General features: G+C 37.3%; 26 protein-coding genes. 5 read left to right on the forward strand and 21 right to left on the reverse strand.

What is annotated here, in order from left to right; translation table 11 throughout:
• Nucleotides 1–41 precede the first annotated feature (41 nt).
• Nucleotides 42–1,571: a class I adenylate-forming enzyme family protein gene (locus CEF17_RS15470; RefSeq protein WP_100400323.1), complete on the reverse strand. Its 1,530-nt coding sequence runs from the start codon at nucleotides 1,569–1,571 to the stop codon at nucleotides 42–44.
• Nucleotides 1,572–2,071: 500 nt separating this feature from the next.
• On the opposite strand from CEF17_RS15470, the gene CEF17_RS15475 reads away from it, so the two are divergent.
• Nucleotides 2,072–2,203: an anti-repressor SinI family protein gene (locus CEF17_RS15475; protein ID WP_100400324.1), complete on the forward strand. Its 132-nt coding sequence runs from the start codon at nucleotides 2,072–2,074 to the stop codon at nucleotides 2,201–2,203.
• 104 nt (nucleotides 2,204–2,307) lie between these two features.
• Here CEF17_RS15475 and CEF17_RS15480 read toward each other — a convergent pair whose 3' ends face one another.
• From CEF17_RS15480 to CEF17_RS15570, 19 genes are all read right to left on the reverse strand, one after another.
• Nucleotides 2,308–3,453: a type II asparaginase gene (locus CEF17_RS15480; protein ID WP_100400325.1), complete on the reverse strand. Its 1,146-nt coding sequence runs from the start codon at nucleotides 3,451–3,453 to the stop codon at nucleotides 2,308–2,310.
• A 163-nt stretch (nucleotides 3,454–3,616) separates the two neighbouring features.
• Complete coding sequence (locus tag CEF17_RS15485; RefSeq protein ID WP_100400326.1) at nucleotides 3,617–4,057, reverse strand: hypothetical protein; 441 nt, start codon at nucleotides 4,055–4,057, stop codon at nucleotides 3,617–3,619.
• Nucleotides 4,058–4,242: 185 nt separating this feature from the next.
• The gene (locus CEF17_RS15490; RefSeq protein WP_100400327.1) at nucleotides 4,243–5,562 is read right to left on the reverse strand and encodes a UDP-glucose dehydrogenase family protein; all 1,320 of its coding nucleotides are present in this window, start codon (nucleotides 5,560–5,562) and stop codon (nucleotides 4,243–4,245) included.
• Nucleotides 5,563–5,576: 14 nt separating this feature from the next.
• Complete coding sequence (galU, locus tag CEF17_RS15495; protein ID WP_100400328.1) at nucleotides 5,577–6,470, reverse strand: UTP--glucose-1-phosphate uridylyltransferase GalU; 894 nt, start codon at nucleotides 6,468–6,470, stop codon at nucleotides 5,577–5,579.
• A gap of 103 nt (nucleotides 6,471–6,573) precedes the next feature.
• The gene (locus CEF17_RS15500; RefSeq protein ID WP_100400329.1) at nucleotides 6,574–7,611 is read right to left on the reverse strand and encodes an NAD-dependent epimerase; all 1,038 of its coding nucleotides are present in this window, start codon (nucleotides 7,609–7,611) and stop codon (nucleotides 6,574–6,576) included.
• 58 nt (nucleotides 7,612–7,669) lie between these two features.
• Nucleotides 7,670–8,362 (reverse strand): sugar transferase, encoded by a 693-nt coding sequence (locus CEF17_RS15505; protein ID WP_332835306.1) that lies wholly within the window; start codon nucleotides 8,360–8,362, stop codon nucleotides 7,670–7,672.
• The gene (locus tag CEF17_RS15510; protein WP_100400330.1) at nucleotides 8,256–9,284 is read right to left on the reverse strand and encodes a hypothetical protein; all 1,029 of its coding nucleotides are present in this window, start codon (nucleotides 9,282–9,284) and stop codon (nucleotides 8,256–8,258) included. The genes CEF17_RS15505 and CEF17_RS15510 overlap by 107 nt, the downstream gene beginning before the upstream one ends.
• 27 nt (nucleotides 9,285–9,311) lie before the next feature.
• Complete coding sequence (locus CEF17_RS15515) at nucleotides 9,312–10,061, reverse strand: glycosyltransferase family 2 protein (RefSeq protein WP_100400331.1); 750 nt, start codon at nucleotides 10,059–10,061, stop codon at nucleotides 9,312–9,314.
• A gap of 22 nt (nucleotides 10,062–10,083) precedes the next feature.
• Complete coding sequence (locus CEF17_RS15520; RefSeq protein ID WP_100400332.1) at nucleotides 10,084–11,211, reverse strand: glycosyltransferase; 1,128 nt, start codon at nucleotides 11,209–11,211, stop codon at nucleotides 10,084–10,086.
• A gap of 42 nt (nucleotides 11,212–11,253) precedes the next feature.
• Nucleotides 11,254–12,459 carry an O-antigen ligase family protein gene (locus tag CEF17_RS15525; RefSeq protein WP_157843061.1) on the reverse strand — a complete coding sequence of 402 codons (1,206 nt, stop codon included), beginning with the start codon at nucleotides 12,457–12,459 and terminating at the stop codon, nucleotides 11,254–11,256.
• Nucleotides 12,460–12,478: 19 nt separating this feature from the next.
• Nucleotides 12,479–13,609: a glycosyltransferase gene (locus CEF17_RS15530; protein WP_198508992.1), complete on the reverse strand. Its 1,131-nt coding sequence runs from the start codon at nucleotides 13,607–13,609 to the stop codon at nucleotides 12,479–12,481.
• Between the two features lie 17 nt (nucleotides 13,610–13,626).
• Nucleotides 13,627–14,643: a glycosyltransferase gene (locus tag CEF17_RS15535; RefSeq protein ID WP_100400335.1), complete on the reverse strand. Its 1,017-nt coding sequence runs from the start codon at nucleotides 14,641–14,643 to the stop codon at nucleotides 13,627–13,629.
• A gap of 24 nt (nucleotides 14,644–14,667) precedes the next feature.
• Nucleotides 14,668–15,966, reverse strand: a complete 1,299-nt coding sequence (locus CEF17_RS15540) for an oligosaccharide flippase family protein (protein WP_198508993.1) — start codon at nucleotides 15,964–15,966, stop codon at nucleotides 14,668–14,670.
• An 18-nt stretch (nucleotides 15,967–15,984) separates the two neighbouring features.
• The gene (murB, locus tag CEF17_RS15545) at nucleotides 15,985–16,863 is read right to left on the reverse strand and encodes a UDP-N-acetylmuramate dehydrogenase (RefSeq protein WP_100400337.1); all 879 of its coding nucleotides are present in this window, start codon (nucleotides 16,861–16,863) and stop codon (nucleotides 15,985–15,987) included.
• On the reverse strand, nucleotides 16,853–18,160 hold the full coding sequence (locus tag CEF17_RS15550; RefSeq protein WP_100400338.1) for a UDP-N-acetylglucosamine 1-carboxyvinyltransferase: 1,308 nt from the start codon (nucleotides 18,158–18,160) through the stop codon (nucleotides 16,853–16,855). Before CEF17_RS15550 ends, murB begins: the two co-directional genes overlap by 11 nt.
• A gap of 44 nt (nucleotides 18,161–18,204) precedes the next feature.
• Nucleotides 18,205–19,992 carry a polysaccharide biosynthesis protein gene (locus CEF17_RS15555; RefSeq protein ID WP_100400939.1) on the reverse strand — a complete coding sequence of 596 codons (1,788 nt, stop codon included), beginning with the start codon at nucleotides 19,990–19,992 and terminating at the stop codon, nucleotides 18,205–18,207.
• Nucleotides 19,993–20,414: 422 nt separating this feature from the next.
• On the reverse strand, nucleotides 20,415–21,182 hold the full coding sequence (locus tag CEF17_RS15560; RefSeq protein ID WP_100400339.1) for a tyrosine-protein phosphatase: 768 nt from the start codon (nucleotides 21,180–21,182) through the stop codon (nucleotides 20,415–20,417).
• A 111-nt stretch (nucleotides 21,183–21,293) separates the two neighbouring features.
• Nucleotides 21,294–21,995 (reverse strand): CpsD/CapB family tyrosine-protein kinase, encoded by a 702-nt coding sequence (locus tag CEF17_RS15565; protein WP_100400340.1) that lies wholly within the window; start codon nucleotides 21,993–21,995, stop codon nucleotides 21,294–21,296.
• Nucleotides 21,976–22,725, reverse strand: coding sequence for a YveK family protein (locus CEF17_RS15570; RefSeq protein WP_100400341.1), 750 nt, complete (start codon nucleotides 22,723–22,725; stop codon nucleotides 21,976–21,978). The genes CEF17_RS15565 and CEF17_RS15570 overlap by 20 nt, the downstream gene beginning before the upstream one ends.
• A gap of 180 nt (nucleotides 22,726–22,905) precedes the next feature.
• On the opposite strand from CEF17_RS15570, the gene CEF17_RS15575 reads away from it, so the two are divergent.
• Together CEF17_RS15575 and CEF17_RS15580 are read left to right on the forward strand one after the other, a co-directional pair.
• Nucleotides 22,906–23,805: an LCP family glycopolymer transferase gene (locus tag CEF17_RS15575; protein WP_100400342.1), complete on the forward strand. Its 900-nt coding sequence runs from the start codon at nucleotides 22,906–22,908 to the stop codon at nucleotides 23,803–23,805.
• 148 nt (nucleotides 23,806–23,953) lie between these two features.
• Nucleotides 23,954–24,448, forward strand: a complete 495-nt coding sequence (locus CEF17_RS15580; protein ID WP_157843062.1) for a VanZ family protein — start codon at nucleotides 23,954–23,956, stop codon at nucleotides 24,446–24,448.
• 35 nt (nucleotides 24,449–24,483) lie between these two features.
• On the opposite strand, the gene CEF17_RS15585 is transcribed toward CEF17_RS15580, so the two are convergent.
• Complete coding sequence (locus tag CEF17_RS15585; RefSeq protein WP_100400344.1) at nucleotides 24,484–24,882, reverse strand: VanZ family protein; 399 nt, start codon at nucleotides 24,880–24,882, stop codon at nucleotides 24,484–24,486.
• 216 nt (nucleotides 24,883–25,098) lie between these two features.
• On the opposite strand from CEF17_RS15585, the gene CEF17_RS15590 reads away from it, so the two are divergent.
• A complete protein-coding gene (locus tag CEF17_RS15590; RefSeq protein WP_100400345.1) occupies nucleotides 25,099–26,109 on the forward strand; it encodes an LCP family glycopolymer transferase in 1,011 nt (336 codons plus the stop codon).
• Nucleotides 26,110–26,216: 107 nt separating this feature from the next.
• A complete protein-coding gene (locus tag CEF17_RS20450; RefSeq protein WP_198508994.1) occupies nucleotides 26,217–26,387 on the forward strand; it encodes a hypothetical protein in 171 nt (56 codons plus the stop codon).
• Nucleotides 26,388–26,399 lie beyond the last annotated feature (12 nt).

Below are 26,399 nucleotides of genomic sequence, written 5' to 3' on the forward strand. Positions count from 1 at the left end.
CTTTCTTTCACTATTTTGCGATCGAGCAAATATACGAAAACTTATATCTGTTCATAGAATCCCTCTCGCAGCTTTCTTCTTAGTATTTTTCCTGTCTTGCTTTTAGGAATTTCTGATACAAAGGTATATTTCCGCGGCCGGTTCACGTTTGATAACTGGGGATGCTTTTTACAAAACTGGTCAAGGTCCTGAATTTTGAGTGACGGATCTTCCGGGACGATAAAAGCAGCCACGATCTGTCCCCACCTTTTATCCGCTTCTCCAACCACGATCACTTCCCGTATTCTGGGATGTTCTTTAAGAACATTTTCAATATGAAAAGGATAAATATTTTCTCCCCCAGAGATTATCATGTCATCGGCTCTTCCAACCACAACCAGATTGCCTTCCTTGTTGAAATAGCCTAAGTCTCCTGTATAGTACCAGTCGCTGCTAATGGCATCTCTTGTCGCATCCGGCCTGTTCCAGTACCCTTTAAAAGCTTCCACAGAGTTCATATTGATGACAATTTGGCCTACTTCCCCCTCTTTCATCTCTGCCTCTGATATAGAGTCCGGTCGAGAATTTGGGGAAATAAGACGGATATTTTGGTGAATACCGGGCTTTCCGCCCGAGCCTTTCAGGCGAATATCCTCACAATAGGTAAATGTATAAATTTCCGTGCTTCCATAGTGATTGACAAAGCGCTGCGGGGAAAAGATTTCATCACATTTTCTCACCAGTTCATCAGACATAGGCGACCCTGAATAAGAAATCGTATGAACGTTAGATAGGTCATGCTGGGAAGCGTCAAGATGGTACACCATATCATGATAATACGTAGGAGTTAAGAACAGACACGTTACCTTCTCTTCGTCTATCGCTTGCAAGGAATCTTTCGGATCAAACTCTGTCATTAACACGGCTGAGCCGCTAAGGAGAGACACGGCAAGCAAAGACCTGATGCCTATGACATGGTACATGGGAACTGCCAGTAACGTCCGGTCAAAGGTTTTATACCTGCACTGAATAATGTGTGCTAACGAAGAGGTGTATTCATTGATATGAGTCCTTGGCACCCCTTTTGGCACCCCGGTGGTTCCTGAGGTGTACAAAATCATCGCGATGTCCTCATACGAAATATCAGGCTGGCTATAAGAAGAAGTCCCCTGGTCAACAAGCTCTTCATAGCTGATATCAGCTTTTGCCCCATTTACCCCTATTAAAATCGGACGCTCCGCAAATACTTCTTTTTTCACCAGATGCTCACTAAACGGTTCATAGACAACTACCTTTGGTTCAATGTCCTTCACACAAAAGTAAAAGTCATCAATCGATAAGCGAAAGTTGACCGGTGTGTAAATCACACCGAGCTTCTGACAGGCCCAAAAAATGATAACGTTTTCAATATTGTTTTTTAAAATAACCATCAACCGGTCCTGCTTTTTAATGCCAAGCTTTTGTAAAGAAGAAGCCATACGGTTCACTTCTTCTTCCAATTCTTTGTATGTATAGCTTTTCTTTGAGCTAATAAGAGCCGGCTTACTGGCGTGCCGGTGGACGGAGATATCAAACAGCATGCTTAAGTTCAAAGGAAACCCTCCTTTACTCTCTAAATCTTTAAGACATAGTCTTATTTTATCATTATTATTTTGGTTTTGTGATAAAGCTTACTGCATTTTTCAGCTAGTTAATAATAGGAAAGCATTAAGCAGGACAACCAACTGCCTACTCCCCATTCAATTGCAACCCCCTCCTTTTAGACTCCGCTTTTCTGCTACTATTATGCTAATATATACAGAAGTAATCAATTAAACCAATTGGAATTATAGGAATTATATTATATAATGTAGTCCTAAACTACTTCCTAGTAAAGATACGCTTCTTTTCCTTTTCTATGGTTTCAATTACCGCAACTTATTATCTAAGTTTATAGTTGAAATCAAAGACACAAGTAGTATAATAGTACTATATTAGTAATAATTAACATATCTGGTTAATCACGTTACTAACTGTCATTCTATTCGTGAAATATATTTATTTCTAATGTCAACAACACATAAAAGACTATTTAATACCTAGGGGGATAAGGATGGGGAAACAAAGAACGTCTAACATCGATTGTGAATGGCTGGAATTGATAAAAGAAGCCTATGAAATAGGAATCACGAAAAAAGAGGTAAAAGAATTTCTTCAGAGAGAGGCTATCAAAGTCCCTCTTTAAACTGATCATGTGGGGAATAAGTAGAGAAGGCAGAAGTTCATCTTGATACAAATGAAGAAAGAGCTAACGACCAGTCAGCTCTTTCTTTTTGGCTTGTATAATGATTAATATTCATCAAAATAACTCTGTATTTCTTCTGGGTCATCTGTCTGTGTCAAGGCCACGGTTAACAGAATACGAGCCTTTACAGGATTTAAAGTATCAGATGTTAAAAAGTCACTGTCTTCATCCGGTGTCACTATCCCGTTTCCTACTCTTGAAGATCTCACGACCATGACTCCGTTATCGTGTGCATATTCAGCCCCTTCACGAGCATTAGAAGACATGCCTCCGTTACCTGCTCCAGCCACGATAAGCCCGTCTACTCCTTGATCGGCCGCAGCTTCAAACATATAAGAGCGGTCACTCTGGTGAGTGTAAATAATATCTACCTCTGGAAGTTCCTCTACATCTGAAACGTCAAACTCTGAGTTGGCGGTATGGGTACGTGTTGTTTCGGTATAAAATCTTGGCTCTCCATCAATGATATTTCCCAGGTTTCCCATTTCTGTAGAAGTAAACGTGTCAATCTGCATGGTATTTGTTTTACTTACGTCACGAGCTGAACCGATACGGTCATTTTGTGAGATCATGACTCCTCGATCCTTTGCCTCTTCATGCCCTGCTAAGAGGACAGCATTATACAGATTAAGTTCGCCATCTGAACTCATGGCTGTATCTGGTCTCATGGCACCTACCATGACTACTGGCTTTTCACTGTCTACTACGAGATTTAGAAAGTAAGCAGTCTCTTCTAATGTGTTGGTCCCATGTGTAATCACAATCCCATCTACATCATCGGAGGCCAGACGCTCGTTCACTTCATGAGCAAGCTCCAACAGAATCTCATTATTAATATCATTACTGCTTACACCGGTAATATCCTCCCCGGTAACATTTGCAATGTCCTCCAGCTCAGGGACTTGTTCTAGTAAATCCTGAATCTCAATTTCTCCAGCTGTGTAATCAGCTAAATCTGTTCTCTCTTCTCCGACTGCTGCGATCGTTCCACCGGTGGCTAGTATTTCTACATTCGGTAACTCTTCATCATATCCTTCTACTGCCACATCTTCATTTTCTTTAACGCTTTCCTGCTTCTCTTCAGGCACTACCTCGGCTGGCCCGCTTGCATACATAGACCAGGAACCAAACCCAACGGATACGGCAACGATGGAACCAATGACAAACTTACTTTTCTTTTTTACCTGCATAAGAAACCCATCCTTTATGTATAGATTGATTTCTATTATATTAGAGAAGCAATTTAGTTAGTTAAAGTATGTCAGCTTTTCTCCCATTATATATTATTGCAAACCCATTCCCTTGTTCCTTTCATAGAAAGACAGGTCCATAAGTATTTTTAGGATCAAAATCCTATATAAAATACATTAACCCCTCTTTCTCCATGCAATGATTCGTGATATGCTCCCATATATGTTCGCCTACAACGTGTGGAACGTGCATAATGGCCTGGTACCACCTCATTCTAAAATACAGATCGGTTACCTGCCTTGCAAGGTAGGTCACATCTCTTGCAGGTACAGGCTGTTCTACTTTTTCAAATTCATTTAAATGCATATAGTGATAGCTTTCCCTGCCATTAGTAACCTTCACTTTAGCCTCTCCAGTGGCCAGACCACGAGCGATGATGCCATTGGTATTGCTGTGCAGAAAGACAATATCACCGGCCTGGATATCACTTATGTAATACTTCCAGGGGGATTGATAAGCAGCCACTTTCATCTCCTGTAACATTTCTTTTTCATTCGTTGGATTGTAGGATTTGTTTGTATTTACAATAAAAGCTCTCTTCACTTAGCATCGTCCTTTCAAAATGTAATAACTTTATATGTTATGGTTGATATATTCTTATCTTAATATATTAACCAGGACTTTAGGCATACATTGGAACATAATCTCACAAACCTTTATTTTTAATTGAAAATTCTGAAATTATTAAATAAAAAAAGTACCCGCCTACACTAGGCGGGATAGATAAATTACACTTTTTCGGCCACTTTACCCACAGACGGGCGACCAACAGAATAATACACAATATTATGCTTCTCTGCCTCTTCAAGATCAAAGCAGTTTCTGCCGTCAAATACAACGGGCTCTGGCATCTTTTCAGAAAACAAACCAAGGTCTAGCTGTTTAATCTCATCCCATTCCGTAAGAATGATCACCGCATCAGCTCCTTCAATGGCTTCCTCAGGAGAGTCAGCGTAATTCATAATTTCAGGAAGAACCTTTTTCGCGTTCTCTGTGGCAATTGGGTCATACCCGACTACTTCTGCTCCAGAAAGAATAAGCTCCTGGGAAACTACAGTAGAGGCAGCTTCTCGCATGTCATCGGTATTCGGCTTAAAGGCAAGACCTAGAAGAGCAATTTTCTTGCCACGGACTGAACCACCGAAATGCTCTTTTATTTTATGAACAGGAAGAGCCTGCTGATGAGCATTCACATCAATCACGGCACGCAAAAGATTAAACTCGTGGTCTACATTGCTAGCAATCTGAACTAACGCACTTGTATCCTTCGGAAAACAAGATCCACCGTAGCCGATTCCGGCATTTAAAAACTTACTTCCAATTCGGTCATCCTGTCCCATACCGGCAGCTACATCGTCCACGTTTGCTCCTAAGCTGTCACAAAGATTGGCAATCTCATTGATAAAACTAATCTTTGTCGCAAGGAAAGCATTGGAGGCGTATTTAATCATCTCTGCACTTTTTACATTGGTATGGAAAAGCGGAATGTTAAATGGAGCATAAATGTCGTCCATCAGCTTTGCTGCTTTTTCACTGGAAGACCCTATAACAATACGATCTCCATGAAAGGTATCATGAACGGCTGATCCTTCACGTAAAAACTCAGGGTTAGAAACAACTTCACACTCTACATCTGTCCCAGCGGATAGGATGTTTTGAATCACATCATTCGTTCCTACAGGAACCGTGCTTTTGGTGACTACGACAACTGGCTTCGTAATATGCTCGGCAATATCATTGGCTGCCGCTTTGATATACGTCAGGTCAGCTGTTCCGTCAAAGCGCTCCGGGGTACCGACAGCTATGTAAATAGCATCCGCTTCAATGAAGCCCTCACTATGCTGTGAGGTGAAGAATAGGCGACCAGCAGCAATATTTTTTGTCATGAGGTCTTCTAATCCTGGTTCATAGATAGGTGAGAAACCCTGCTTCATTTTTTCTACTTTTTGTTCATCAAGATCAATACACGTTACTGTATGGCCAATATCTGAAAGAGAAACACCTGTGACAAGGCCCACGTACCCTGTTCCAACGACTGTTATGTTCATTTTTTCATTTCCCCCTATTTCTTTCCTACTAATTCAGCACTAGTAAGACTTTCTAAATATGCTTGTACATCATCCCGCAGGTCCTCTCGGTCTAACGCAAAGTCTACTGTTGCTTTCACAAAGCCTAATTTGTCACCAACGTCATACCTTTCGCCTTCAAACTCATACGCAAGAACGGCCTGCTGGGAGTTCAGAACCTTAATCGCGTCGGTCAATTGAATTTCATTTCCAGCTCCAGGTGGAAGGGATTCCAAAATATCAAAGATTTCCGGACGAAGCACGTAACGACCCATGATGGCATAGTTAGAAGGAGCATCTACCAAGGTTGGTTTCTCAAACAAGTCAGATACGTGAATGACTCCTGGCTCAATCTGTTCACCTTTAGGCTGAATGATGCCGTACTTAGACACATCTTCATCGGCTACTTCCTGAACTCCTACGACAGAAGATGAGTACCGCTCGAATGTTCCTATCAACTGACTTAAGCAAGGCAGATTCTTAGATTTTACAATGTCATCACCAAGAAGCACGGCAAACGGTTCATTACCAACAAAGCTGCTGGCGCAAGAAATCGCATGCCCCAATCCTTTAGGTTCCTTCTGACGAATATAATGGATGTTAGCCATGTTTGAAATGCTTTGAATATCGTCAAGAATCTCCATCTTTTGTTTTTTTAATAACGTTTCTTCAAGTTCATAGGATTTATCGAAATGGTCTTCAATCGCACGCTTGCCACGGCCACTTACAATGATAATGTCTTCTATTCCAGATTCAATGGCTTCTTCAACGATATATTGAATGGTCGGTTTATCAACAATAGGGAGCATTTCTTTTGGCTGAGCTTTCGTGGCAGGCAGGAATCGAGTCCCAAGACCAGCTGCCGGTATGATTGCTTTACGTACTTGCATGAGAAATCCCTCCTAATTTTGTAAAATAATCAATATAATAAAAATACCACATCTTTAGTAAGAATGTGGTAAAAATACCCAAATTAAATAGAGAAAAATGATATTACTTGTTTTCTTGTTGAATGGCTGGTGAATCAACCTTGTAGTATTCTTTGTACCAATCAACAAACTTCTTCAGTCCTTCATCAATAGTTGTGCTTGGCTTAAAGCCTGTAGCATTCTGGAGGTCATCAATATCAGCGTAGGTTGCTTCTACATCACCAGGCTGCATCGGAAGAAATTCCTTCTTCGCTTCAATCCCTAAATGCTTTTCAAGGCTTTGGATAAAGTCCATTAGCTTTACTGGCTGATTGTTTCCAATGTTATAAACCTTGTACGGGGCATAGCTTGAACTTGGATCAGGGTTCTCCCGGTCCCATGCTTCATCAGCCTTTGGCGGCTTGTCCAGTAACCTAACAATCCCATCGACAATGTCATCAATATAAGTAAAGTCTCGCATCATTTCACCATTGTTAAAGACTTTAATCGGTTTTCCTTCAACAATGTTCTTTGTAAAAGAATAGTAGGCCATATCAGGACGGCCGTAAGGACCATACACGGTAAAGAAACGAAGACCTGTAGTTGGAATGTTATAAAGATGACTATAGGTATGGGCCATAAGTTCATTCGATTTCTTAGTTGCAGCGTACAAACTCACAGGATGGTTTACTTCATCAGACGTTGAGAAAGGCATCTTTACGTTTGCTCCGTAAACAGAGCTTGAAGAAGCATAAATTAAGTGTTTGACATTATTATGCCTACATGCCTCAAGTATATTAACGAAGCCTACTAAATTAGAATCCACGTAAGCACGAGGATTCTCTAAGCTATAACGAACACCAGCCTGAGCTGCCAGGTTAATTACAATATCAATGTTTTCTGTCTCACAGCAATCATTTAAAGCTTCACGATTAGCAAGATCTGCTTCATAAAAAGTAAAAAATTTAAAAGGTTGCAAGGTCTGCAATCGCTGTTTCTTTAGCTGAGTATCATAATAATCATTTACATTATCATACCCAATAATACAATGACCCTTTTCTAACAATGCTTTTGATAAGTGCATCCCTATAAAACCTACTACCCCGGTTACTAATATATTCATTTTCAAATACTCCTTTTTAAAACAACTACGATTTCTACAAGTTAAACAAGCATTGCTTTTAGTATGCTCCCTTACCGGTTATTATTTGTGTGATTGTCTTCAGAAAAATTTTTGAATCTAATAATATAGAACAGTTCCTAACGTAATAGAGATCATATTCTATCTTTACACCGTGTGGGATTTCAGACCTTCCATTTATTTGTGCGTAACCTGTGATACCTGGTTTCACCTTTAATCTTTGACTTTGGTGGTAATCATAACAAGCTGTAATTTCAGGAATCTCTGGTCTAGGTCCTATGATGCTCATATTCCCTATCAGCACATTAAATAACTGAGGTAACTCATCGACACTATACTTCCTCAAATAATAACCAACTTTTGTGATATTTGGATTTGAAGTTGAAGTTTTAAAAACAAAGTTATCTGGTACCTTCTCCTTCCAGTTAAACCGAATTTCCTCTGACCTTTCAGGTCTGTTAACTTGTTTCATAGATCTAAATTTATACATTGAAAACACTGTATTATTTTTCCCGCTCCTTGGTTGTTTAAACAAAACGGGTCTTCCATCGAATAATAAAATAATTATAGACACCAGAATAAATAGAGGTGACAAAATTATTAAGCCTAGAGAGCTAATGAAAATATCAAAAGTTCTTTTTATTACTTTGTAGTATATGCTTTTTGATAAAATCAATTCTCTCTCTGTCTGCCGTAGTTTCTTCATTTCCACTCTTAACGCCTCCAATCCCATTTGCTATACCTATTAATTGGGTAGGGAAGTCCAAACGATCTACTATTACGTCACCCTTCTCGCCTATTACCCCTCCTGCAACTATGTTTACCCCTTCTATTCTTTTACTACCTTGAATTAGATCAAAGAAGTCTAATACTTCTTTTTGCAAACACAATCCTGCATAAGGAAAAGCGATTCTGACGTCTAACCTTAGACATAATAATTCCCATTCTCTTGAAACAAGGTAAAAAGAGTGAGAAAAATTGTTTATACCACCATCAATTACAAACCCCCTAAACTTAAGTGGTTTTAACCATTCTTCTCCTATAACCTGTTCACTAGAAACAAAGGATACGAGACCATCAATACTCCCTGTCTTTAAATCAGATATATTTTCAATTGCAATTATAAGGTCTTCACTAGCATGTCTGGGAAGTATGCTATTTAAAGCAGCAACTAACAACTTATTTTTTTCTAGGTTTCTTCCATATAGGTAAACCTTTACTCCTCTTTCAGCTAAGCGAAGAGCTAATTTTCCTGCAATATTTCCATTTCCATACAAAATAATTTTATTAGCGGCAATATCTTTTCCTAAAATACTGTTAATTTGCAAATCAGCTGCTTCCACTGTTATATCATTAGGTTTGTATTGGTAAATGGGAGTGATTTTTATAGTATTTAGTGCAATTTCCCATAAATGATCTATTTGTTTTTTTTCAACATCCACTAAGATTTTAGAAGCTTTACCATCAATATAAGTTAAACATTTCCTAGCAGTTTCTGAGGAAGAGACCAATATATTAATTACTTCGTATGATAACAAGGTTCTTCTAGGGAGGATACTAAAATCGTTAGATATTCTAGAGGTTGTACCTATAGTTATAATTAAGTTATTCTTATCTACGTCCTTTATTTCTTTTTTAATTAGGTCAACATTCAAACATTTCTCCCACCTTCCTTTATTTTTTTACCTTTTTTTTGCAGCATTTATCAAATAATTCCCAAAACACCAAGTAGCTTTTAGGAAACTTAATTGTTCAACTCTTCTATAAATAACCCATGTTCGTCTCAGAGCTTTTAATTTGTTACTAGAAACCGAATTATTTACTTTTCTATAGGTTGATAATTGTTCATTCAAACCATAAGCTGTGTATCCTTTTTTTAATATCTTCAACCAATAGGCGGTATCTTGTCCTGCTCTTATATTAGGCATATGTAATTTACCAATTTTTCGTACATCTAACATTACTGTTAAACAACCTATTATCGTGTTTTTTAATAATTTATTGTAAGTAATTGTCCTCGGCACTTTTACACTCTTACCCGTGTAGCTTCCATCTTCATTAACAATTACATAACTCGTAAAACTAAAGGCAAGTTCTTCTCTTTCCATAAATTTCACTTGAGTTTCTAACTTTTTTGGATGCCAAATGTCATCACTATCAAGGAAAGCAAAATAATCACCGCAAGCCATGTCAATTGCTTTGTTTCTACAAACTGCTGGACCGCTATTTTTTTCTAGATAGAGTACTTTAATTCTTTTTTCACTTTTTGATTCTTCGTCTATAATTTCTCGTGTTTTATCAGTAGAGGCATCATCTACTATAATCATTTCCCAATTACTATAGGTTTGCGACTTTACTGATTGAATGGTCTCTTTAATAAACCTTTCAGAATTAAAAGAAGGGGTGATAACTGATATTAATGAAGTTTCCATTCTCTATTATTCACCTCACTACCTAACTAATTGTGTTATTTATTATCTTTTTGTACCAAAGTTTCAATTTTTCTTCTTCATGCTCCCAGTTTAACTCATTGTTTATAGCCTCCCTACCATTTTCCCCCATAATCTTTGCTTGTTCTGGATTATTAATTAAAAATAATATAGCTTTTCTTATTTCCTGATGATTATAAGGGTCTACTACTAGCCCGCAATTATATTTATTGATAAATTCTTTCCATTTAGGGAAATCAGAACAAATAATTGGAAGTCCCGCCTGCATATACTCGAAAAATTTAGTCAGTTCCTTTTTCTTATAATGTTCCGTAGGTGGAAAAAGCGCTAAACCTGCTACATAGTGCTTGAAATATTCCTTATCAATTTCCTCTCTTGAAATAAATTTATTTAAGCCTTTAATATCTAGGTAATCTTTATTCATTCCAGAAGCTTCATTCATTCTCTCAAATACGTTAGTTGAACACTTTCCTACCATCCTTATTTTTATATCTAAATTAAGATTAGTGAGGTTAGCATGAATTAAAGCACCACGATCTTCTGTTATATTTCCTGTATAAAGCAATGACGGTTTACCATCACCAAAGACGTTTTCTTGCTTATATTCTTCTCTAATAGGTGGATAGTTAAGTATTAATTGGCCCTTAGGAAAAATATCTTGATAATATTTTTCAGCTAAACAGATATGAAAGTTTCTGCTTATTCGTCTCTCAATACTCCTAAATACTTTTGCTAGTTTAGAACGAACTTTTTTAGGTAAATAATTTTTTTGCTCAATACTAGTTTTGTAGTCTTCGTGAACGTCATAGATTACATTGTTTTTACTGTTTTTTAATAACCGCCCGACCCACATTAGCTCTGGATCGTGAAAATGATAGATATCCGCATTTAAAGATTTGGCTTTAGAGTACGCTTCCAAAGTCCCAAATATAAACCTGTTCCATCTTTTTTTTCTTGGCTTTAATTTTATAATACCAATTCCATCATAAGTAGAAGCATTCAAATCTTCGTGATCTGTTGTAATTAACTTCACTTGGTATCCTTCTTTTGCTAATGCTTTACATTCTTTATGGAAAATTCGTGTATCAAATGGGTGATGTACCGTTGTAATATGAACTACTTTTTTCGTCATAGGCTCTCCTTTTTATATCTTTATCTAATAATAAGTTATTCATTACTTTGTGTCATCGGGATCATAAAGTCTAAAACTCATACCTAAGAAAGCAAACAGGAGCCTGTTATCGTTTAAATCACCTGTAAACATTGCATTAAATAAATAAAAGAGGAAAAGAGAAAATGCAATTTTATTTATTCTAACTTTTCTCCGTATTAATACTGGAAACGAGATAAATATAAAAAAAATAACTAACCCTATTAATCCTAGTTCAGTTAATATTTCTAGTAAGATATTATGAGGATAGTAATTTACATCACCAAACCCGTATAAAACAGGCCAAGAACCAATACCATTACCTACGAAAATATTATTAGTCCAGGCAATAAGGGCATGGTTATAAAAATCTAGGCGAGTACTAGCTGATCCACTGTCGCCCGATTGGAAGCTAGAAACAATTCCAAATAATCGGTTTACTGCCTGTAAATTAACAAAGTTTATATCTATAAATGGTAAGATTACTATTATACTTGTTAAGACAAAGGAGGATGATATGATGAAACTCTTTTTTATTCTCTTTCTATGAAAACACTTCCACAAGGCAAACAATGCAACAACCAATAGTAATGATATTAAAGGCCCCCTGCTACCTATATATAGTATAGGACTTATTTGCAACAAAAAAAGGAACCATAACACTAATCTTTGCTTCTTGTTACTCTGTTTGAAAAGTAAAATACTCAGAGTAACTATAGCTCCCATCCCAAGTATCCTTCCTATATTAATATGATTGTTTCCTAGTATTTCCACTGAAGAATTTGGACTGTTAAACAAGAAAATAATGGTTTGAATAGATATAAATAATGAAAATAGTAATAATAACATTATAAATTTTCTATACCTAAAGTAGTTGGTGCTAATTACAAAACAAGAACCTACAAAAGCAAATAAAGTGAGAGTTCCTAGATGTAAAATTTTTTCTAACGCATAATCGGTACTGAGTGACCAAAATAAACTAAGAACAGAATAAAATATAAAAACAATAAATATACTTAAAAATAATAACCTTTGTTTAGAAAATTCAAAGGTACTTTTATAAAAAACAAAGATCATAATTATACAACTTAATATAAAAAAGAACGCTGTTAAATCTATAGGAACCCATTGTAAATACTCACTTCCTTTAAAACGACCAGAAAGTATAAAAAGAGCAAAGAATAATTCAAAAGAAAAAAAGTATATAACTAATCTATTTATTTTTGACATCGAAATCTCCATTATTTACCTAAATTATTGTATTTATGGATGTTTTCACTTCTTTAATTTTATCTTCTAATTTAAAGTTATTTTCTATGTCCTTTTTTGCTTGTAAACCTATTTTCTCCCTCAGTTCTTCCTCTTGAAATAACAGCACTATTTTATCTGCGAAAGCCTGGGAAACCTTCTCTTCTTCTACTCCTACTATTTCTATTAGTATTCCATTCTCCATTTGTCTAATAACCTCTGAAGGTCCCGTTTGACAATTCGAAGATATTACAGGCATTCCTAACGCCATAGCTTCCAACAAAACATTAGGGAAGCCCTCACTCCTTGATGGAAATAAAAATATATCAGCCAACCTCATATAAGGAAATGGATTCGTCTTTTCACCTAAAAAAAACACTTGCTCCATGAGATTCAGACTTTCAGCTAGCTTTTTATAGTGTGATAGTTTAGTGCCTTCTCCAACCACCAACAGCTCCATATTTTTTCTAATTTGAAAAGGAATTTTTTCTAAGGCGCATAGAAGGTAATCTAATCCCTTTCTATATTCCAACCTTCCGACAAATAATAAAGTAAACTTATTATTTTCCTTTAAAACATTATTTTGATTAATTGTTGAATTTTTAATTAGATCTAAATCTACTCCGTTATGGATAACCTGTACATTCCCAGGGTTATTTTGGTATGATTTTATGCAATTTTCTTTTGCTTCCTTGGATACAGAAATCATTTTGTTTGCCCTGTTAAACAACCAGGAGCGAAATGTTTTTTCAAAATAATTTTTCTCTCCCGATACAGAGCCACTTATATACAACATTGTTTTAACTTTTAGATTCAAACTTGCTAGTGATACAATCATATTGGTATTCCAACCACGACTAACCACTAAATCGTAATCACCCCTAACTAAGATTTGTCTTAATTTATAAATAATTTTCAGGGCATTATTTTTACTAAATTTAGTATTGATAATTTTCAAGTCAATATCTCTAAAAAAATGCTTGAATGAACCTGTATCTTCAACAATACATACTTCTACACAGTATTCATCCTTAAGTTCTCTAGTTAAGTAATAAAGTTGTCTTTCGGTCCCTCCTGCTTTTAAGTAAGGTAACAGAAACAATATTCTTTTTGTTTTTTTATTTTCATTCATAGACTTCATCCTTTACATTACCTTGTTGAAATTTTTTTCCACATGGATCTAACTTTCAAATATAAATTATTTCTTTTTCGCACATTTTTAATTATTTTTCTTGCTAATTTCTCCAACCTCTTTTCTTTTTTTAACAACATATAAAAAAAGTGAAACAAAGTATTTCTTATTAACCTTTGTTGATTTAAACTTAAACTGTTTACTTCTAAACTTTTTTCTAAATTCTTGTTAAAAAAAGCAGTTAATGATAACTGCCAAAGCTCAAGAGCAAGACGCTTATTTTTTTTCATGTAAAAAGACGCATGTATTCCATGCTTATCTAGAAAATCAACATTATTCTTAATCCTTTCTTGTATGCATTGCCTTGCAAATTCCCCAAAAAACTTTTGCATTATTATTTTATCGATTGAAGACCCAACCCCATTAGGGAGGATATATCTTTTATACAAAACTTTTTCAACTATAGAAAAATTACTAATCAAACTCATTCTCATCCATAAGTCATAATCTTGGCTAAACAAAAAAAATTCTCTATAGCCTCCAGCTTTTTGATACACACTTTTTCTAAACATTACTTCCCCATGTGTAAAGATATTACTTTTTAGTAATTGATTTGTTGCTTTTTCCCCCTTATTAATATCGGGTTTATAGTAACTTTTAACCCCATTAATAGTATTAACTTTCTCAACTATACAACCTACTGCCCCTATCGTAGGGTTTGCTGTGAGCACATTAAGTTGTTCTTTAATTCTATCTTTGTAAGATATATCACCAGAACCATGGATAGCTATAACTTTTCCTTTACAATAATCAATTGCCTTTTTTATAGAGTGAACGAACCCTTGGTTGCACTGGGTAAAAACTTTCAATCTCGGATCCTTAATAGATTCTAACCTTTTTAACGTATTGTCTTTGGAACCATCATCAATCGCAATGATTTCAATATTTTTATATGATTGGTTAAGTAAACTGTTAATTGATTCAATTACATTCTCTTCTCTATTGTAGTAAATTGTAATAATAGAAACTAACATTCCTATTCTCCCTTTATCAATAGTTTACATTGCTTTTTTAAATTTATTAATAACCTCTTTTATATCACTAAGTTGTAGGAAGAGAACTGTCCTTAATGGAATTTGTTCCTTTCTTGAATAAACTATTCCAAAAAGTAATCCACCTAGAGAATAACTAATTGTCGAGGCCCATGCTGCTCCACTCATTCCATACTTTGGTATTAAGATAAGATTAAGAATAATATTCAGAATTAAGGGTCCCACGAACACCCAAAACGCGTACAGGGGAAAGCCTCTTCCTGCTAAATCAGGGTGAAGAATTTTAGAAATTACAATAACAAAAATTCCAGGTAATAAGATCCTAATTACTTCCACAGAAGAAATAAATTCTTCACCGTATATAACTGAAACTAAAAAAGGAGCCATTATCCACAATAAAAGACAAATACATAATAATAAAGGCATGCTCATTCTTAACAGCTTAACAGCCCTTAAATAGGTCTTTTCATCACCAACCTTAGAAGATGCACTCTTTGCAAATAATACCATTCCCATAGCGGCAGGCAACTTCCATATTAACTCAGATAGGTTGGTTCCTATAGAATAAATTCCTACGCTTTCGGGGGAAGTCATTTGCTCCAGAAAAATAATATCAACTCTATAATTTAATGTTAATATAAATAACGCCAAAGCAAATTTTATTCCATGATTAAAGAGTGATTTTGATACTTCCTTATTGTATTTAAAGGTTATTTTGAACTTTTTGGTAATCACTATAGTTAAGTAAACCAACATAACTATCCCCATCAAAAGTTGCACTAAGGCGGCTCCTATGATGTCTAAATTAAAAAGCCAAACCAATAGAAGAACTCCTAGTAAATTTACAAAAAAACTAAGTAATTCACTGATATTAAAAGTTCCTATTTTAATTTGTCCTTGTAAAATTCCTTGAAAATACTTTGATAATATTTTTAATGGTATGGTTATTAATGCAATCGTTATAATTAACCAACCATAGCTTTGTACAGAGCCAGTAGTATAATAGGTGACTGCCACGGCCAGAGACAACAAGGAAGCAATAAGCCAAACTATCATTACTGAGGATATAATCTCTTCCGTTTTATAGAGTTTTTTACCAATATGATAGGCAGTTGCTTGCCTAATACCTAGGTCTGCTAAAGTGATAATAAGATTAGGCACAACAAACACCGCAGTTACAATGCCTTTACCCTCTGGTCCTAATAGCCTTGCTAAAATTACTGAAATAATAAAGCTACCAAACAATATTATTATTTTTGTACCAAAAGTTGTGACAACTTGAAAACTAGTACTTCCTTTATTCATAGACCTACTCTCCATAAGTTATACGCAAATTACTTCTTCTTCCATTACAATTGAATGTTTAATTTTCACTTCATTTTTAGCTACTCTTATTAACTTCTTAATATCTTTTGCTGTTGCCTGATCGACATTTTCTATCCAATTACCATGTCGCTCGCTAATCCTTGCTCCTCCTACTCGGTATCCCTTTAACCCAGCTTCTTCAATTAATTTCCCTGGATAAGGCCCCTGTGGAGGGCTTTTAAATGTACTTCCAGCACTAGGGATGTTAAGTGGGAATTTTGTTCTTCTTCTTTCCGCATTCTTTTTTGTTTTCTCTATTGCTTTGTTATTTAGGTCTTCTCGTAAATCGTATTCAGCTTCTATAATTACAAACTTTGAATGTAAAAATGAAGAAGATCTAAAGCCTAATTCTAAATCTTTTAATTCTTTCTTTTTCAAAATTCCGTAATCATTTAAGTAGGTAACTGATTTTAAAATATTTTTTGTTTCCTCACCAGCCGATCCGGCATTCATGACCACAGCTCCTCCAACAGTGCCTGGAATGCCAGCGTAAAATTCAAACCCTTCAAAGCCCAATTTAGCCATCGTAAAAGCTAACTTAGGCAGTGGCATTCCAGCCTGCACACTTACACTATTTCCTAATATTGAATATTCCGAACACCCTTTGCCAATGTATATAACAGCCCCATTAAATCCTTCGTCATTTATTAAAATATTAGAACCCTTCCCTATTACGAAATAAGGAGTATTATTATTCTTGCATATACTCAGTGTTTCTTGGATATCTTCCTTATTATTAGGTTCAATAAAGTATCTACATTTACCCCCAACTTTCCAACTTGTATACGTGGCTAGACTAACGTTTTCTTTTACTTGGCACTGAAGACTATTGAACATGTATCTCTGCTCCAAGTCTACGCAATTTACTAGTTATATTTTCATACCCTCTATATATTTGTTCTACATTTGATATTGTCGTTTCTCCATCAGAAAACAGCCCAGTCAAGATGCACGAGGCTCCTCCTCTTAAATCAGTAGCCTGTACGTTTGCACCATTTAATTTTTTATTTCCTTCAATTATCGCTGTGTTACCAAAGGAATGAATATTAGCACCAAATTTTTTTAACTCATTCACATATTGGAAACGATCCGTGAAACGTAAATCGGCAATAGAGCTTATTCCTTGTGCTGATAAGGCCAGTGTTGCGAAAATTGGCTGCATATCAGAGTTTATACCAGGGTATGGAGCAGTAAACAAATCAAACGGCTTCTTAACCCCCTTCCCAGATATAAACAGAGATCCCCCCCATTCAAATACTTCTAGTCCGGCTTGCCTTAAGTATCTTACGTCCTCTTTAATATATTCCATATTAAAATTTGGAATACGAATTTCACCTTCAGTAACTCCCGCTGCAACAGCATATGTTATGGCTTCATCCCAGCCAGGCATTATTGGCATGGTTACACCCCCGTGTAACTCTTTTACACCTTTTATTTTCAGTATTCGGTTTTTACATTCTACCTCTGCCCCCATAGCTTTTAATAATTCGCATAATTGTAGGACTTCAGGCCTGGTATTAGCGTTTAGCAATGTAGTTTCTCCTTCTGCTAAACAACCAGCTATGAGAATGTTTTCAGTACCAGAAGTAGTAGGTAGATAAAACTCTATGTTATTTCCTTTCAAAACACGTGAATTTACCCCTAACCCTTCATCTGACTCTTCTACTTCTACTCCAAGCTTTTTTAAACCTAATATGTGCAAATCATATTTTCTATCCCCAATTTTGCATCCACCAGGGAGGGGCAATTTTATCTTCTCTTTTAATGCACTTGTTAAACCAAGTAACAAAAGTGAATATCTAATGCTACTGGAGACCCTTGGAGCATTCACTTTATTTGGAAAATCTCCTTTGCTACATGTTACCATATTACCTTCTACGGCAATATTTGCTCCCATCTCAGTTAATATTTGAATTAATATTTTCACATCACGTAAATTTATCGGTACATTGGTTAGTCTCGTCTCTTTTTCCCCAAGACAAGCAGCAACAATCATAGGCAAGGCTGCGTTTTTGGCACCTGATAACTCTACATCTCCATATAGATTATTACCACCTGTGATAACTATTTTTTTATTTTTATAATCATAAGTTGTATTTTTGTTTGTTGATATGTTTGTAATAGTGTTACTCATTAAAATCCCACCTACTATTTTTAAATTTGGTATATCTTCCTAGTTCATGTAACAGTTAATTGGTTTAGATTTCCCTTCTTAAAATGGGCAATATCCAGTGCCCTTTCCCTCACCATTTCTTTTTCTTGTTTTTCTACCTCTAGAATAAATTCGTTAATAACATTAATATCTACAGATGTAGTTTTCCCTCGATATATTTTGGGATAGATTTGCTCTTGGTGCACCTCATTATCTCCAAGAAGCTCTTCAAATAATTTCTCACCTGGACGCTTTCCTGGAAATACTATTTCAATTTCTTCTTCTGTAAAACCAGATAGATGAATTAAGTTTCTGGCCAAATTAACAATCTTTACTGGTTCACCCATATCAAGCACAAAAATCTCACCACCCTTTGCGAGGGAACCGGCTTGTAAAACAAGCCTAGAAGCTTCGGGAATTGTCATAAAATAACGTTCCATGTCAGGATGAGTAACAGTAACAGGCCCCCCTGCCTCAATTTGCTTTTTAAATAATGGAATGACGCTACCTCTGCTTCCAAGAACATTGCCGAAGCGGACAGCAACAAATTTCGTATCACTTATCATGTCTAAATGCTGGATGACCATCTCTGCTATGCGTTTTGTGGCACCCATGACACTCGTTGGATTTACTGCTTTGTCTGTTGATACCATTACAAAGGAAGCAACTCCAACAGCTTCTGAAGCTTCTGCAGTGTTTTTCGTGCCTATCACATTATTTTTGACCGCTTCGTGTGGGTTTCTCTCCATAAGTGGAACATGTTTGTGAGCGGCTGCATGGTAAACCACATCTGGTCTGTGCTTTTCCATTACAGCAAACATTCTTTCCCGATCCTGCACATCAGCGATTTCCGTAACAATATCTGTTACTCCCCTCAATTGCTTTAATTCCATTTCAATGCTGTATATACTGTTTTCTCCATGACCAAGGAGAATTAAGGTTGCTGGTTCAAACTTATATACTTGCCGGCAGATTTCTGAACCAATTGAACCCCCAGCTCCTGTAACTAATATTTTTTTACCAGTGAGCTTTTTTCCAATTTTGTCAGTGTCTAGTTCAACTGGCTCTCTTCCAAGCAAGTCTTCTACTTGAACATCTCTAAATTGCTTTACTGAAACCTTTCCAGTTAAAAGACCTTCAACAGAAGGAAGGATCTGGGTTTTCACTTTTGTCTTCTGGCATTCCTCATAGATTCTCTGTAAGTCTTTTTTCTTTAAAGAAGGAATGGCAATGACTATGTGCTCTGCTTCATATTCTTTAACTACTCTTGGAATGTCATTGACCCCGCCAGCTACAGGAAGGCCTAACACTTCTAAATTTTGCTTAGTGATATCATCATCAATAAAAGCAACCGGATGCATTTCTGTATCCTTGTACTGCTGTATATTTCGGCATACTAGCGTACCTGCTCCGCCCGCTCCAATAATTAACGTTCTTGTTTTTTCCTTGTTGTCTTTCAGGTAGCCATCTCGGTAAATTCTCCAGGCAAAGCGAGAGCCCCCAATGAGTAAAATATGTAACATCCAGGTTACAATTAACGTTCTTATATGAAGAGTCTGGAAAAATGTAAATTGCATAATTCCTGTAATAAGAATCGTCAGCGAAACAGCTTGGAAGATAGCCACAAGCTCATTCACACTCGCATAAGACCATGCACGTTTATATAGTTTAAAAAAATGTGCCAGAATATGATGAGAAATAACCAGTGTAGCTGAACTTGCAAATAGAATGGCTGACCAGATGTATTCAGGCGAGTATAATAAATATCCCCCTATAAATACAGCTGTCAGTACAATGAGTGTATCTATGGTCATCAACGTCGCTATTCTTTTTTTATACGTTAAGGGAATTGCTTTCTTTGGTGAATCTTTTACCAATGTAGATGAACTCAAACCTATCACTCCTTTTGTCTTTTAATACGAAAAATATAAATAATGCCTGGTTCCACCAATGGTTGGCACTTCCAGGCATTATTTATATTTTCACCTTTTGTAAATAGGCATTTAACCTAACCTCACACCGCACCCTTGGCGACAAGCGCCTAAGGTGTTACCCCACAGCACGGCCGAGTATCTCCGTTATTAAAGGTAAGGAGACATCACCTAAAAAGAAAAGCGCAAACGTCCTGAACAGGCGCGATACGTTAAAGCCTTTTGGCCAAAGGTTATACTAATGACTAAAGAACTAATGCAAAAATTTGTCTAACTTAATTATATAAATAAAGTTATATTGCTTACTAAAACAAGCCAAATACTTTCTTCTTTTTTATGCGTTGCGGTTCATTCATGGATATATACTGCCCTTTAACAAGAAATTCAGCATTTTCACTAAAGAAATAGGAAGCATCCAAACCAAACTTTCGTTCAACTTCCTCAAACGCCGCTTTCATTCGCGAAGGACGTTTCTTGGTTCCATGGGCATCGGAGGCAATGAAATGAGTAAGCTCATGTTCTATTAATTGCATACTGAAACTCTTCACCTTTTTCCCAAAATCGCCTACAAGGCTGGATGCAGTCACTTGGGTGGCTGCCCCGTTTTTCACCAATTCATATAACATCCCTGGCTGCTCAATCAATTCCTTATTTCTTTCAGGATGAACAATAATCGGAATCAAACCCTGCTGCTGGATGTCGTATAGCATCTTTGGCGTATACCTGGGGACATGGTCACTAGGCAGCTCTACAAATAAATAAAGACCTCCATCAGCAAGTGTCAATATCTCTCCCAGCTCTAATCCTTTCGGCAAGTCCCCATGGATTCTCGTTTCTTGTCCAGGTAATACAGTAAGAGGTATGTTTTCTGCTTTGAAGGCATCGTTTAGTTTCTTTGTTTTTTGGAAAATATCAAATTTAGGATTTAAGTACGTACCGTTGTAATGATGGGGGGTAGCGATGATTGTTGTAACCCCTTCTTCTAATGCCTTTAGAGCCATTGCTTTGCTTTCTTCTAAATGGGCTGCCCCATCGTCGGTATCCGGAAGGATATGACAATGAATATCAATCATATAACACCCTCCTCTTTTTATATACAAAAGTCCTATTACTATGAAACTAACAAAATACAGTATATACCAAATGTTAAATAAATGGAAGTTATTTGTTAAATATCCTGTAAGTTAACTTCCGTAATAATACATATAGTTGCTCGTTTTCTTTTCTTTTCTATTTAAAACAGCACCTAATAGTCTTGCATTCGTATTCTCTATCAATTCTTTCGCTTTCTCAGCTTCGTCTTTCACTGTTTTCCCGCTGCTTACCACAAGCACCACACCGTCACAAATACTTGCAAGTACTTGGGCATCTGTTACAGCAAGCAGGGGCGGAGTATCTAGAATAACATATTCATAGTTCTTCTTTGCTTCGCTTAATAGCTCTTTCATCATTCTTGACCCTAATAGTTCAGATGGGTTAGGAGGAATAGGTCCGCAGGTTAATACATCTAACCCTTCCACGTCAGTAGGCCGGACTGCTTCGTTCAGGCTCATTTGTTTCGTTACAACGTTACTTAAGCCCACATGGTTAGGAAGACGGAATGTATAATGAACGGTTGGCTTTCTCATATCAGCGTCAATTAGCAGAGCCCCTTTTCCTTGCTGAGCCATCACCACAGCCAAATTTGCATTGACTGTTGATTTCCCATCCCCTGGTCCCGCTGAGGTGGTCATAATGGTAGACACTTCTTCATCAACTGCGGCAAACTGAATGTTTGTGCGAATCGTGCGAAACTGCTCTGTTATCGGTGACCTCGGCTGTTCCTTAGCGATTAACGTTCTTGTCTTAGTTCCTTGTTCATTTTTATTACGAAATTTTTTGAGCATTAACCTTCTCACTCCCTGGTTCTTCTCGGTATGGTTTGGCTGCTTTCTGATCATTGGCATCCATTTCCGGAATAACTCCTAGGACCGGAAGCTCCAGACCTCTTTCGATATCCTGTTCTGTTTTAATCGTGTTATCAAGAAATTCTAATAGAAATGCCAATCCCACTGCTGCCATTAGGCCAACAACAAAGGCAATCGCCATATTCAGCATAGGTTGAGGAGAGACAGGAGACATTTCTTCTGTTAGTTCAGCTGTTGATAGAATACTAACATTATCAACACTCATAATGTTTACGATATCTCTTTCAAAAACATTCGCTGTCATATTGGCGATATTTACTGCCATTACCGGATCTGGATCTTGGACCGAAATAGAAACGACCTGTGAGTCGCCTTCAGCTGCTACGTTGATTTGATTGTTTAATGAGTTATAAGAACGTTCTAAACCAAGCTCTTCCCTTACACTCTCTAAAATTGTAGGACTTTTAATTATCACATTGTATGTATTGATCAGTTCACGGTTTGTATCGATATCGCTGGTAGAATATGTTTGCTGTTCAGTTGGAGATTGGTTTACGAGAATTTGAGTAGAAGTTTCATAGATTGGCGTTAATACAAAGAAGCTGATTGCAGCACTGATTCCCACAGCTGCCAGAGTTATTGCAATAATCATGACGATTCTTTTTTTTAGCGTTTCGAGTATCTCTTTCAAGCTGATTGTTTCTTCCATACCTTCCTCCTGATGCTATTTCATATATTATTTTACATAATGTTACATTTCCCTAAAAACAATACATGAATTGTATCACAACTTTCACTATTATTGTAAATTTTTCTTGTATAATCTCAACCCCCTTCCTATAATTGTAAAGGAATGACCTATTACCTTCAGAAAGCAGGAACGCAACATATGAAGAAATTACTAATCGTTTTATTCAGTTTAGCAGGGGCTGTCATTCTTGCTATCGGCGGATATGCACTTTATTTATACCTATCTATTTCTAATACTGCCGACAGCATGCACGAACCATTGATTCGTGAAAGTGATAATTTACGTGAAGTTGATTTTTCTTCTCAAGAACCTTTGTCTTTTCTTATTCTTGGAATCGATGCCGAGGAATCGACCAGAGGACGTTCTGACACAATGATTGTTCTGACAGTGAATCCTGAAGACGAGTCTATGAAAATGGTAAGCATTCCAAGAGACACCCGAACAGAAATGGTTGGCCGGGGCAACGAGGATAAGATTAACCATGCTTTTGCTTTTGGCGGTCCGGAAATGGCCATGGATACAGTGGAAAACTTTTTAGATATACCGATCGATTACTATGTTTCCATAAATATGGATGGATTTAAAGATATTGTTGATGCGGTTGACGGTGTGACTGTAGATAACGCCTTTGCCTTCGAGCAGTCAGGGTATGATTTTTCCGAAGGGGAGATTAACCTGGATGGAGATGAAGCCCTTGCTTATGTACGAATGAGAAAGAATGACCCTAACGGTGACTTTGGAAGAAACACACGTCAGCGTCAGCTTGTGGATGCTGTGATTCATGAAGGAGCTCAGATCTCTTCAGTAACAAAGGCCGGCTCTATTTTAGATGCCTTAGGGAACAACGTAAGAACCAACCTGACATTTGAGGAAATGAGAGACCTTCAATCAAATTACCGTCAGGCACGCCATGACCTTGAAGAGTTTGAGATTAGCGGCAATGGAACAAGAATTAACGGTGTTTATTACCTGGAGGTTCCGGAAGAGGAACGGCAACGAATATCAGGAGAACTGAAAGATCATTTGAATGTAGACTAATAAAAAATGGCTGTCGAAGCGCTTTCGACGGCCTTTTTTATACCTAGTGACAAGTATTGGAATGGCGTGCGTTATAATGTACAATAAGGAAACAAACAGCTCACACCCAATTTATGGAACAAACAATAAAGGCTGGAGGAAACAAGAAATGAAGACAGGAACCAGGATTCTTATGTACACTTTATGCCTTTCTTGGATTCTCTTACTCATCGCTTTCAATTTAACAAACAGTATTAGTGATCTGATCATTCACCGAGAAGGCTTTTCCTTTCACATTGACCGTGATATTAGCTGGCGGGCAGAATTTTCGGTTTTCGCTCTGGATTTATCAGACCGTTTATTTATCATTTCTAAGCTTGGGCACTTTGTGGCTTTCTTCATCTTAACCCTGCTCCTTCTTTCTACTTTTAGATCCCAAAGGTTAGCACTTGCCATTGCCCTCTTCTTTTCTATTATATTGGAGGTTCTACAGCCCTTCTTTGGACGTGCGGGCTTAATTATGGATATGGTTATTAATTTTACGGCAGTTTATGCTGCTTTCTTCCTTTATAAAGGGGCTGTGTGGCTAATGTCTGCTCCTAAAGAAAAGAGTTCATCTTATCCTGAAAATTCAAGGATGGCCCGGCGAAGAAGACTTGGTTAAAAGAAACCCCCCTAGAAACTGCTCCAGGGGGGTTTCTACTTTCTCTCTTCTCTTGTATTGATTACAGAAACAATGCTTAACGCAATCAAGGCTCCCGCTGAATTAATCAAGACGTCTGAAAATACCCCGTCTCTTCCCGGCACGAAGGTCTGGTGCCATTCATCAATGGCACCGTAGGCTGTGGCCAGTCCCCAGGCCAATGTATACTGATACCTTTTCCCTCTAAGCGCAAGCCAAAAGAAGACAGCAAGCACCCCAAAGGCTGCAAGATGAACAAGCTTTCTTATGATATAATTAAGTATATCTGGATTAATCAAAGGATTCTCAAGCAATTGTCCTGTTGATTCACCTGTAAACCCCGTATGACGTGTCGCCATTGCTATGAGTAGGCACCAGGCTGTCGCTGTCACCCACCATTTCTTATTTCCCTTCATTACGAATCACCTGTCGTTAATTGTAAGCTGTTATTTTACTATGATTTCCTTCTGTCTGACAACGCCAGATTCATAGTCTGGACCTACCTTTCTACACAATTTGATAAAATTTTTATAGATATATAGATAATATTCTCTTATAATATACGGAGGGTAAAGTGTATACCCTAAGAAATGGACGTTGGACGAAGGAATCTTAAAGGAGCGTTTAAGCCTATGGGACGTATGGAACAACGAAGGCAAGAGGCTCGGAAGAAGAGGAAAGTAAAACGGTGGATTTTCATTCCTCTGCTTGTCATTGTTCTTCCGCTGACCTTATTTGGAACTTATTTAGGATATAAAGTGGTAACCACCGCATCAGATATGCAGGAAGATCTTGCCCGTGGTGAGAAATCGGAGAAACGTGATGAAGCTGTTGATATTTCAAAGGATCATTTCTCGGTCCTGTTTCTAGGGGTTGATACCGATGATCCAAACGAGAATTCACGTGCAGATGCTTTGATCCTGGCTACATTTAATCGAGAAGACAGCTCCATTAAGCTTCTCAGTATCCCAAGGGATTCACTGGTCGACATTCCAGGACGCCAGAATAGAGATAAGATCAATCATGCTCATGCCTTTGGCGGAGTGGACCTTACGATTGATACCGTTGAAAATATGCTGGATATTCCAGTAGACTTTTATACAAAAATGAACTTTCATGGCTTTGTCGATATCATTGATGCCTTAGGCGGCGTAGAAGTTGACGTGCCGTTTGACTTTGAAACCCATGGTACAGAGGGAAGCGCCAATATGGTGTACTTCGAAGAAGGACGCCAACATCTTGACGGCGAAGAAGCTCTTGGCTACGTACGAATGAGAAAGCAGGATCCTCGGGGCGACCTCGGACGTGGTGAACGTCAGCAGGAGGTCATGGAAGCTGTCATCCGCAGAGCAGGGTCGATTTCATCGGTCGCCAGATATGACGATGTCCTTGATGAAATTGGAAACAACATGTCAACAAATCTTTCCCTGGGAAATATTTTGAGCCTGCACCCTTATGCTCAGTCGTTGGATTCCATTGAAACGGTGAACTTATCTGGAAGTGATTTAACGCAAAACGGTGTGTACTACTACCAGGTATCTGAGGATTCTCTTCAGGAAGCCAGAGACCGGTTGAAGGTACACTTGGATATGATTGAAGAACCTCACACTTACTCTGCCCAGGAAGCAAGTGATTATGAATAAACGATAAATAGAAAGGTCTCTCATCCTAGTCACAATTATTGTTAGTGGGATGAGGGACCCTTCTTCTTTTTATAATAAATGTCGAGATGATATTAATATTGTAATAAATGAAGAAGACCAGCGAGACTCCTGCAGAAAAACGAGCGAGAGAGACCCCGCAGGGTGCTCTTCCCGAGGAGGCTCGAACGTTCGTCTGCGGAAAGCGAGCATGGCTCTTCTTTACTAATCAAAGAAGGACCTGCCTTGAAGAATACGAAAAAGGAAGCATCACTGTCTAAGCAGATGATGCT

It is taken from the genome of Bacillus sp. FJAT-44742 (assembly GCF_002797315.1).
In the GTDB taxonomy this organism is placed as follows: domain Bacteria; phylum Bacillota; class Bacilli; order Bacillales; family Marinococcaceae; genus Thalassorhabdus; species Thalassorhabdus alkalitolerans.